The sequence below is a fragment of the Micromonospora sp. NPDC004540 genome, assembly GCF_040610095.1.
Classification (GTDB): domain Bacteria; phylum Actinomycetota; class Actinomycetes; order Mycobacteriales; family Micromonosporaceae; genus Micromonospora.
Map to the genome: position 1 here is coordinate 22,372 of NZ_JBEXLR010000074.1, position 9,614 is coordinate 31,985.

Genomic DNA, 9,614 nt, shown 5'->3' on the forward strand with positions numbered 1-9,614 from the left:
CGATGGTGCGGGCGAGATGGTCGGCGGGTAGGCGGGGTACACTCCGGGGCATGGCCGGAGCCTTCCTGCTTCTTACCGAGCCGTGCTGATGCGCTGAACGCGCGACAGCACGGCCGCCCCTCCTGCGCGAGGGGCTTTTTTGTGCCCACAGCAGACCTCCCCATATCCGACATGACCCGCGCCGAGGAGACGCCATGAGTGAGGCAGCCGCACCGGCGACCGACATCCCCCCGTTCCGGTACACCGCCGCCCTGGCCGAGGAGATCGAGCACCGCTGGCAGGACACCTGGGCGCGGGAGGGCACCTTCCACGCGCCGAACCCGGCCGGTCCGCTGGCCGATCCGCACCACCCGCGCGCGGGCGCCGAGAAGCTGTACGTGCTGGACATGTTCCCCTATCCGTCCGGCGCCGGTCTGCACGTCGGCCACCCGCTGGGCTACATCGGCACCGACTGCTTCGCCCGCTACCAGCGGATGGCCGGGCGCAACGTGCTGCACGCGATGGGCTTCGACGCGTTCGGCCTGCCGGCCGAGCAGTACGCGGTGCAGACCGGCACCCACCCGCGGACCACCACCGTGGCCAACATCGAGCGGTACAAGGCGCAGCTGCGCCGGCTGGGGCTGGGCCACGACGAGCGGCGCTCGGTGGCGACCATCGACACCGACTTCTACCGCTGGACTCAGTGGATCTTCCTGCAGATCTTCAACTCCTGGTACGACGCGGACGCGAAGAAGGCCCGCCCGGTCGCCGAGCTGATCGCCGAGTTCGAGGGCGGCACCCGCCCCACCCCGGACGGCCGGCCGTGGGCCGAGCTGACCGTGGGCGAGCGGCGGAGAATCGTCGACGACCACCGGCTGGCGTACGTCTCGGAGGCGCCGGTCAACTGGTGCCCGGGCCTGGGCACCGTGCTGGCCAACGAGGAGGTCACCGCCGACGGCCGCTCCGAGCGGGGCAACTTCCCGGTCTTCAAGCGGAACCTGAAGCAGTGGATGATGCGGATCACCGCGTACGGGGACCGGCTGCTGGAGGACCTGGACGCGCTGGACTGGCCCGAGCCGATCAAGCTGCAGCAGCGCAACTGGATCGGCCGGTCGACCGGCGCGCACATCGACTTCCCGACCGACGCCGCCCCGGTGCGGGTGTTCACGACCCGGCCGGACACCGTCTTCGGCGCCACCTACATGGTGCTGGCGCCCGAGCACGAGCTGGTCGACGTGCTGGTGCCCGCCGCCTGGCCGGCGGGGACCCGGGACGCCTGGACCGGCGGGCACGCCAGCCCGCGGGCCGCCGTCGAGGCGTACCGGAAGGCCGCCGCGGCCAAGTCGGACGTGGAGCGGCAGGCGGAGACCAAGGAGAAGACCGGCGTCTTCGTCGGCGCCTACGCGACCAACCCGGTCACCGGCGGGCAGATCCCGATCTTCATCGCCGACTACGTGCTGGCCGGCTACGGCACCGGCGCGATCATGGCGGTGCCCGCCCAGGACGAGCGGGACTGGGAGTTCGCGGAGGTCTTCGACCTGCCGATCGTGCGCACCGTGCAGCCGGCGGAGGGCTTCGCCGGCAAGGCGTGGACCGGGGACGGCCCGGCGATCAACAGCGCCGCGCCCGACCGCGACCTGGACCTGAACGGCCTGGGGGTGGCCGAGGCCAAGGCGCGGATCATCGAGTGGCTGGAGGCCACCGGGCACGGCGCCGGCGCGGTCACCTGGCGGCTGCGGGACTGGCTGTTCTCCCGGCAGCGCTACTGGGGCGAGCCGTTCCCGATCGTCTACGACGAGACGGGGGCGCCCATCGCGCTGCCCGAGTCGATGCTGCCGGTCGAGCTGCCCGAGGTGGAGGACTTCTCGCCGAAGACGTTCGACCCGGAGGACGCCGACAGCAACCCGGAGACCCCGCTGTCCCGGCGGCGCGACTGGGTGGAGGTGGAACTGGACCTGGGTGACGGGCCGAAGCGCTACACCCGGGAGACCAACGTGATGCCGCAGTGGGCCGGCTCCTGCTGGTACGAGCTGCGCTACCTGGACCCGGCCGACACCGGGCGCTTCGTGGAGCCGGAGAACGAGGCGTACTGGATGGGCCCGCGCGGGGCCGGCGACTGCGGGGGCACCGACCTGTACGTCGGCGGCGCCGAGCACGCCGTGCTGCACCTGCTGTACGCCCGCTTCTGGCACAAGGTGCTGTACGACCTGGGCCACGTCTCCTCGTTCGAGCCGTTCCGCCAGCTGTTCAACCAGGGCATGATCCAGGCGTTCGCGTTCACCGACGCGCGCGGCGCCTACGTGCCGGCCGAGGAGGTCGTCGAGGTCGACGGCCGGTACTTCCACGGCGACACCGAGGTCAAGCGCGAGTACGGCAAGATGGGCAAGTCCCTGAAGAACGTCGTCACCCCGGACGAGATGTGCGCGGCGTATGGTGCGGACACCTTCCGGGTGTACGAGATGTCGATGGGTCCGCTGGAGGTGTCCCGCCCCTGGGAGACCCGGGCGGTGGTCGGCTCGTACCGGTTCCTGCAGCGGGTCTGGCGGGCGGTCGTCGACGAGCAGACCGGCGCGGTGCGGGTCACCGACGCGCCGGCCGACGAGGCCACCCGGCGGCTGCTGCACAAGGTGATCGACGGGGTCCGCGGCGACATGGAGGGGATCCGGTTCAACACCGCGATCGCCAAGCTGATCGAGCTGACCAACGGGCTGACCCGGCTGGCGGAGACGCCGCGCGAGGTGGCCGAGCCGCTGGTGCTGATGGTGGCCCCGTTCGCCCCGCACATCGCCGAGGAGCTGTGGCGGCGGCTGGGCCACGACACCTCGCTGGCGTACGCGGCCTTCCCGACCGCCGACCCGGCGCTGCTGGTCGCGGAGACGGTGACCTACCCGGTGCAGGTCAACGGCAAGGTCCGGGGCCGGGTCGAGGTGGCCGCCGACGCGTCCGAGGACGACGTCCGGTCGGCCGCGCTGGAGGCCGTCGCCGGCGCGCTGGCCGGCAAGGAGCCGCGCAAGGTCATCGTGGTGAAGGGCCGGATGGTCTCGGTCGTCGCCTGACCCGACCGCCGCGTACCGGAGGCGCGTCCCGTGCTCGGGGCGCGCCTCCGGCGCGTCCCGGGGTCAACGCACCCGGAGGGCCGCCTCGACCGTCGGGCGGTGGCGGAGCAGCCACTCCTGCCAGCCGCGTACCGCGTCGACCGCGCCCGCCGCGCGGAGCCGGCGCATGCCCGGCTCGTCCCGCTCGGCGCCGGCGTCGATGCCCCGCCAGGTGCCGTCGAGTTGGTCGAGCATGACGGCGACCAGCTCGACCCGGGGCAGTGACACCCCGGGTGCGGCGGCCTCGTAGGCGTCGCAGAGCAGCCGGCAGCGCCGGGCCAGCTCGGCCGGGTCGGCGTCCCCGCCCAGCGCGGCCCAGTGCCAGCCCGCGAACGCCACGTCCTCGATCCGCCGGCCCGGCCCGGCCAGGTCCCAGTCCAGGAAGGCCACCGGCAGCGGCCCGGCCGGCGAGTCCCGGTAGACGGTGTTCTTCGGCGACAGGTCCCGGTGGCAGACCGTCTCGGCGTCGCCGGCCGGCGGGCTGCCGGCGCAGGCGTCGTGCAGCGCCCGGATCAGCTCGGCCAGCCGGGTGAGCGCCGGGTCGGCGAAGAAGGCCGGATCCTCCCGGTCCCGCCAGGGCACCCGCCCGTCGACGTGGGTCAGCACCTGCCGGCCCCGCTCGTCCACCCCGAGGTACCGGGGCGCCAGGCCGGTCGGCTCCAGGTGCCACAGCAGCGCGCCCACGAAGCCGGCGTTCGCCGGAGGCGTACGCCGGACCGTGTCGCCGACCCGGACCACCTCGGTGACGAAGCCGCCGGGCAGCCGTTCCTCCGCGGACATCTCAGCTCGGGCCCAGCCGGCGGTGCCGCTCCGCCCGCCACCAGCGGTGGATGATGAGCACGCTGGCGATCAGGCCGAGGCTGGCCGGGGCGGCGGCGTACCAGTTGATCGAGCCGGGGGAGCTGACCGCCGCGCCGATGGCCGCGTAGCCGATCGCGGTGGGAGCCGAGGCGATCACGCTGCCGGCCAGGAACGGCAGCACCCGCGCCCCGGTGGTGCCGTAGCCGTAGCTGACCAGCCCGAACCCGGCGATCGGCAGCAGCCGCACGGTCATCACGCCGAACACGCTCTGCCGGGCGAACCAGCCGTCCAGCCGGGCCAGCCGGCCGCGGACCCGCTCGGCGACGAACTGCCGGCCCAGCAGGCGGCCGACCGCGAAACCCAGGGCCGCCGCGAGCAGCGCGGCGCCGAGGGCGTACGCGGCGCCCTGCACCGGGCCGAAGATCGCACCGGCGGCCAGCGTCACGAAGGTGCGCGGGACCAGTGCCACGAGCAGCAGCGCGCCGCCCACCACGGCGGCGACCGGGGCGTACCCGCCGAGCGAGTCGGCCAGCCGGGGCAGGTCGCCCGGGTCCGGGCGGGGGATCAGCAGCAGCGCGACGCCGAACCCGGCGACCAGCAGGAGCAGCAGCGCGAACCGTCGCCCCGACGGTTGCCGCAGCAACCGGACGAGCTGGCGGGACGCTGGTCGTAGCCGCCCCGGTCGGGCGGCGCCGGTCATGCCCTTGCGGCGGCGGCCACCGCGGTGCGGCGCTCGGACCGGAGTCGGTCGGCCCAGGTGTCGTCGAGCGGGGGGAGCTGGTGGATGCCGGTCGCCCAGCGCAGCAGCAGGTCGGCCAGGTCGGGGTTGCGGGCCAGCGCCGGGCCGTGCGAATAGGTGCCGAGCAGCTTGCCCCGCCAGGCGCCCTCGGTGGTCCCGTCGTTGCCGATCCCGGTGGTGACCCGGGCCAGCGGCGACACGCCGGGGCCGAGGTGGGTGCGCCCACCGTGGTTCTCGAACCCGGTCAGGTACGGGATGCCCAGCCGGGGGTCGACCTCGCCGGCCAGTTCGCCGACCGCCCGCGTGGGACCCCGGTCGGAGGAGATGTCCAGCAGCTCCAGCCCGGTGCACCGGGTGCCCTTGGCGAAGAAGGAGGTGCCGAGCAGCTGGTAGCCGGCGCAGACGCCGAACACCACCGAGCCCTGGGCCACCGCCCGGTGCAGGCCGCCGTCGGCGATCAGCCGCTGCGCCCCCAGCGCCTGCGGGCCGTCCTCGCCGCCGCCGATCAGGTAGATGTCGGCGGTGGCGGGCAGCCGCTGGTCGGAGCGGACCTCCAGCACCTCGACCGGCATGCCGCGCAGCTGGGCCCGGCGGGCCAGGATCAGCGCGTTGCCCCGGTCGCCGTAGGTGGACAGCAGGTCGGGATAGATCCAGACGATGCGCAGGCTCTCAGTTGACACGGTCCAGCTCCGCTCGGATGTCCTGGAAGGCGGTGTAGTTGGCGATGACCTCCAGCCGGCCCGGCGGCACCGCCCGGACCGCGTCGTCGAAGCTCCTGACGTGCTGGAACGGCACGCCGTTGACGTCGAGCCGGACGGCCAGGTCGTAGGCCCGGTCACCGGTGATCAGGACCTGCCGGCCGCGCAGCGGGGAGAAGTCGACGTCGAAGAGCCATGAGGTGTCCAGCCCGTCGGGGTCGCGGGCGTTGATGGAGAGCAGTGTCGGCGCGACGTCGGCCATGTCGAACGCCTCCAGCCAGCTGGCCGGGTTCTTGGCCAGCAGCAGCCGGACGTTGCGCCCGTCCCGGTCGACCTGGGCGTAGCGGCCGGCCACCGAGGTGACCGTGCCGAGCCGGGAGACCGCGTCCACCGGGCGTACGCCGAACTCGGCGGCGACCGCCAGGGCGGTGGCCGCGTTGCCGAGGTTGACCTTGCCGGGGAGCTGGAGCTGCACCTTGTGCCAGGCCCCGGTGGGGTCGAGCACCCCGTCGTCCTCGACGGTCCACTGCGGCTGGGGGCGGCGCAGCGGGCAGCCGGTGCACCACCACTGCTCGCCGGAGCGCTGGATGGTGGAGCCGCACTCGGGGCAGACCCAGGAGTCGTCGTGCCAGCGCTGGCCGGCGCTGAACCAGGTGACCTGCGGCGGGACGTGGCCCCGGGCCGGGTCGGCCGGCGGGGTGGCGGCCCAGACCACCATCGGATCGTCGGCGTTGGCGACCACCCGCAGGTCGGGGTGCCGGACCAGCGCGGCGCGCCAGAGCTGCGCCATCATGGCGACCTCCTTGGCCCGGTCGAGCTGGTCGCGGGAGAGGTTGAGCAGCGCCACCACGTGCGGCTCGGTGGCCTCCAGCACCTGGGCGAGGTAGTGCTCGTCCACCTCGAGCACCGCGTAGGGGGTGCTGCCGGCCTTGGCCAGCGCCGAGGTGTGCCCGGTGGGCATGTTGGCGCCGAAGGAGTTGGTGGCGACCCGGCCGAGCACCCCGACGGCGGCGGTGGTGAGCCGGGTGGTGGTGGTCTTGCCGTTGGTGCCGGACACCAGGGCGATGGCGCGCCCGGCCGAGAGGTGGGCCAGCAGGTCCGGGTCGATCTTGAGGCCGATCCAGCCGCCGATCACCGAGCCGTCGCCACGGCCCGCGGCCCGCGACAGCGCCGCGGCGGTCCGCGACACGGAGCTGGCCACCTTTGCCCGCAGGGGCATCTTCGCGTCCGTCACCCGAGCGAGGTTACCGGACCACCGGCCCCACCAGATCGCCGCCGAGGGCGATCCGTTCGGCCGGGGACGCCCGGCGGACGGCCGACACGCGTTCCGCCGGATGGAGTCGATCTATGTCGGGAAGCGGACCGCCGGCGGGGCGCGCCGGGCCCCTCCACTCCACCCCACCCCCGTTGACGTGCTGTTTTGCGCGCGGAAACGCCACGCCGCGCGGGCGTTTCCGGTTGCAGGTGGAGGGAAGTGGAGTAGAGTGGGGCGCGATGGTGAGGCCGGGAGGGCCGCACCGGCCCGGGGGGTCAGCGGCGCCGCGAACGCCGCTCAGGGCGAGGGGGTTGGGCCGATGTTCCTCGGCACCCACACTCCGCGCCTGGACGACAAAGGCCGGTTGATCCTTCCGGCGAAGTTCCGGGATGAACTGGCGGGGGGTGTCGTGATCACGAAAGGGCAGGAGCGCTGCCTCTACGTCTTTCCGATGCCCGAGTTCCAGCGGATCGCCGACCAGTTGCGCGCGCAGCCGATGACGAGCAAGGCGGCCCGGGCCTACAGCCGGGTCTTCTTCGCCAGCGCGCACGACGAGGTGCCGGACAAGCAGGGCCGGGTCACCATCCCCGGGCACCTGCGGTCGTACGCCGCGCTCGACCGCGACCTGGTCGTGATCGGCGCGAGCACGCGGGTGGAGATCTGGGACAGGGGGGCCTGGGAGGCCTACCTCGCGGAGAGCGAAGACGACTTCGCCGACATCGAGGAGGGGGTGCTGCCCGGCGGTCTGTAGGGCGTGACGGCGCCCGACGTACTGCGAGATCTCCAGCCGCTTTCGAGTTCCTGGCACCCCTTCCCCGGTGCCAGGCGCACGATCCGATACGGAGGGCCGCGGCCTCCGGCGGGCGGGAGCGGATGGGGATCTGGCGGTATGGCGAGGCGTCGTGGCGACGACGGACACACGGACGAGAGCGGTTTTCAACCAGTGGGGGTCGAGATGGGGGAGCTACGCGGCACGCACGTGCCGGTGCTGCTCGAGCGGTGTCTCGAGTTGCTGGCCCCCGCGCTCGGTCGGAAGGGCCGCACCGTTCACGTCGACGCCACGCTCGGCCTGGCCGGGCACGCCGAGGCGGTGCTCGAGGCGCACCCCGACACGGTGCTGATCGGCCTGGACCGGGACACCGAGGCCCTCGCCCACGCGCGGGTCCGGCTGGCCCGGTTCGCCGACCGGATCCACCTCGAACACGCCGTCTACGACGAGCTGCCCGAGGTGCTCGACCGGCTCGGCTACCCGGCGATCGACGGGATCCTGTTCGACCTCGGCGTCTCGTCCCTGCAACTGGACGCGCCCGACCGCGGGTTCGCGTACGCGCAGGACGCGCCGCTGGACATGCGGATGGACCAGACCCGGGGGGTGACCGCCGAGGAGGTGGTCAACACCTACTCCCACCCGGACCTGGCCCGGGTGCTGCGGGTGTACGGCGAGGAGAAGTTCGCCGGGAAGATCGCCTCGGCGATCATCCGGGAGCGCGAGCGTGCACCGATCACCTCGTCGGCGCGACTGGCCGAGCTGGTCCGGGAGAGCATTCCGGCACCAGCCCGACGAACCGGGGGACACCCGGCAAAGAGAACGTTTCAGGCTTTACGGATCGAGGTAAACAGGGAGCTGGCAGCGCTGGAGACGGCGCTGCCGGCCGCTCTCGACAAGCTCACCGTGGGCGGCCGCATGGTGGTCCTGTCCTACCACTCGCTGGAGGACAGGCTCACCAAGCAGGCGCTCGCCGACCGGGTCCGCAGCAAGGGCCCGGTCGACCTCCCGGTCGAACTGCCCGGGTCGGGTCCGACGTTCCGGCTGCTCAGCCGGGGCGCGGAGCTGCCCGGGGAGGCCGAGGTCGCCGCGAATCCGCGCGCCGCCTCGGTGCGGCTGCGGGCCGCGGAACGGCTCGACCCGGAGGCGACCCGGCAGGGGCGTACCGACCGCGAACGGTACCGCCGCCGGGTGAAGGCGATGCACCAACCGGGGACGGGGTCACCGGGGTCCGGAACGGACCCGCGGTCGGCGCCGGGGGACGGGAACGGGACGGACGAAGAGGGGGAGGGGACATGAACGTCAACCAGCGCGACGGCCGGGACACCGGCATCGGGCAGCGCGCACCGCGGTCGGGGGGCCGGACCACGGCGCAGCGTGCCCCGCGCGGCACCACGTCGACGGTGACGGCCGACCGGCCCGACCGTCGGGGGGAGACTCGCGCCCGGGGGGCGCGCGAGTTCCCCACCCAGGGCAGCGCCGCGCTGCGGCCGGCCGAGCGTAACCGGACCACCGGCGACACCTCGCCGCGGCTGCGGGTCGCCCCGCCGCCGCCGGTCCGCGTGCCGCGGGCGCCGTTCGTCGGGCTGATCCTGGTGCTCGTGGTCGGCGGGGTGCTCGGCATCCTGGCCGTCAACACCAAGATCAACGAGAACGCGTTCAAGCTGGAGAAGCTCCAGCAGCAGCAGGCCAAGCTCGACGTCGACCAGCAGCAGCTGGAGAAGGAGATCGCCGACCAGAAGGCGCCGGGCAACCTGACGGCCAACGCCCGCAAGCTCGGCCTGGTCGACTCGGACGAGCTGGCCTACATCCGGCTGCCGGACGGCAAGGTGATCGGCGTCCCGCACCCGGTGGAGGGTGCGCCGGCGATCACCAGCCAGCAGGGCAACGGAGGCTGAGCAGTGCCGCCGAGATCGGAGGAACCGCGCCGGGACGCCACGGGCTCCCGGCGCGGCTCGTCCCGGGGCACGGAGCACCGGGAGCCGGGCGTCGGGGGGATCTCCGACGCCCGGGCGTACACACCGCGGGGCCGGACCATCCGGGAGGGCGGCGGCGCCGCCCGCACCGGTGGGGGCGCCGAGCAGCGGCGTACGCCGCGCAGCAGCCGCTCCGGCGACCCGTTCCGCCCGGCGTTGCAGGTGCTCGACGGCGGCCGGACCGGGGCGACCCGCGCCGGTCGCCGGGAGCGCGTGACCGTGACGGCAGCTTCGAGCCGCAGATCGTCAAGAAGCGGCAGCGCCGGTTGACCGGGGTCGAGGACATGGTGATCTCGTTGTCCGCC

The 9,614-nt window shown here is 73.8% G+C and carries 8 protein-coding genes and 2 pseudogenes; 6 read left to right on the top strand and 4 right to left on the bottom strand.

Features of this window, described 5'->3' with window-relative positions; genetic code table 11:
• The first annotated feature begins 194 nt into the window (after nt 1-194).
• Nucleotides 195-3,035, top strand: coding sequence for a leucine--tRNA ligase (gene leuS, locus ABZV78_RS22390; RefSeq protein ID WP_355641396.1), 2,841 nt, complete (start codon nt 195-197; stop codon nt 3,033-3,035).
• Between the two features lie 63 nt (nt 3,036-3,098).
• On the opposite strand, the gene ABZV78_RS22395 is transcribed toward leuS, so the two are convergent.
• From ABZV78_RS22395 to ABZV78_RS22410, 4 genes are read right to left on the bottom strand one after another with little or no spacing between them, the layout of a single operon-like run.
• The gene (locus tag ABZV78_RS22395) at nt 3,099-3,854 is read right to left on the bottom strand and encodes a phosphotransferase (protein WP_355641397.1); all 756 of its coding nucleotides are present in this window, start codon (nt 3,852-3,854) and stop codon (nt 3,099-3,101) included.
• A gap of 1 nt (nt 3,855) precedes the next feature.
• The gene (locus tag ABZV78_RS22400) at nt 3,856-4,575 is read right to left on the bottom strand and encodes a VTT domain-containing protein (protein ID WP_355641399.1); all 720 of its coding nucleotides are present in this window, start codon (nt 4,573-4,575) and stop codon (nt 3,856-3,858) included.
• Nucleotides 4,572-5,294: a glutamine amidotransferase gene (locus tag ABZV78_RS22405; protein ID WP_355641401.1), complete on the bottom strand. Its 723-nt coding sequence runs from the start codon at nt 5,292-5,294 to the stop codon at nt 4,572-4,574. Before ABZV78_RS22405 ends, ABZV78_RS22400 begins: the two co-directional genes overlap by 4 nt.
• The gene (locus ABZV78_RS22410) at nt 5,284-6,531 is read right to left on the bottom strand and encodes a MurT ligase domain-containing protein (RefSeq protein WP_355641407.1); all 1,248 of its coding nucleotides are present in this window, start codon (nt 6,529-6,531) and stop codon (nt 5,284-5,286) included. Before ABZV78_RS22410 ends, ABZV78_RS22405 begins: the two co-directional genes overlap by 11 nt.
• Nucleotides 6,532-6,886: 355 nt before the next feature.
• Between ABZV78_RS22410 and mraZ the strand changes: the two genes are divergently transcribed.
• From mraZ to ABZV78_RS22435, 5 genes and pseudogenes are all read left to right on the top strand, one after another.
• A complete protein-coding gene (gene mraZ / locus ABZV78_RS22415) occupies nt 6,887-7,318 on the top strand; it encodes a division/cell wall cluster transcriptional repressor MraZ (RefSeq protein WP_355641403.1) in 432 nt (143 codons plus the stop codon).
• A 204-nt stretch (nt 7,319-7,522) separates the two neighbouring features.
• Complete coding sequence (rsmH, locus tag ABZV78_RS22420; protein WP_355641404.1) at nt 7,523-8,632, top strand: 16S rRNA (cytosine(1402)-N(4))-methyltransferase RsmH; 1,110 nt, start codon at nt 7,523-7,525, stop codon at nt 8,630-8,632.
• Nucleotides 8,629-9,231, top strand: a complete 603-nt coding sequence (locus ABZV78_RS22425) for a hypothetical protein (RefSeq protein ID WP_355641406.1) — start codon at nt 8,629-8,631, stop codon at nt 9,229-9,231. The genes rsmH and ABZV78_RS22425 overlap by 4 nt, the downstream gene beginning before the upstream one ends.
• 3 nt (nt 9,232-9,234) lie before the next feature.
• A pseudogene (locus tag ABZV78_RS22430) lies at nt 9,235-9,489 on the top strand (penicillin-binding protein 2); the annotation flags it as partial.
• Between the two features lie 32 nt (nt 9,490-9,521).
• Nucleotides 9,522-9,614: pseudogene (locus ABZV78_RS22435) on the top strand (transposase); the annotation flags it as partial.

Bases quoted from the DNA above. Each gene is read 5' to 3' on its own strand.
- leuS (WP_355641396.1), top strand. From the start codon at position 195: ATGAGTGAGGCAGCCGCACCGGCGACCGACATCCCCCCGTTCCGGTAC.
- ABZV78_RS22425 (WP_355641406.1), top strand. From the start codon at position 8,629: ATGAACGTCAACCAGCGCGACGGCCGGGACACCGGCATCGGGCAGCGC.
- mraZ (WP_355641403.1), top strand. From the start codon at position 6,887: ATGTTCCTCGGCACCCACACTCCGCGCCTGGACGACAAAGGCCGGTTG.
- ABZV78_RS22395 (WP_355641397.1), bottom strand. From the start codon at position 3,854: ATGTCCGCGGAGGAACGGCTGCCCGGCGGCTTCGTCACCGAGGTGGTC.
- ABZV78_RS22400 (WP_355641399.1), bottom strand. From the start codon at position 4,575: ATGACCGGCGCCGCCCGACCGGGGCGGCTACGACCAGCGTCCCGCCAG.
- ABZV78_RS22410 (WP_355641407.1), bottom strand. From the start codon at position 6,531: ATGCCCCTGCGGGCAAAGGTGGCCAGCTCCGTGTCGCGGACCGCCGCG.
- rsmH (WP_355641404.1), top strand. From the start codon at position 7,523: ATGGGGGAGCTACGCGGCACGCACGTGCCGGTGCTGCTCGAGCGGTGT.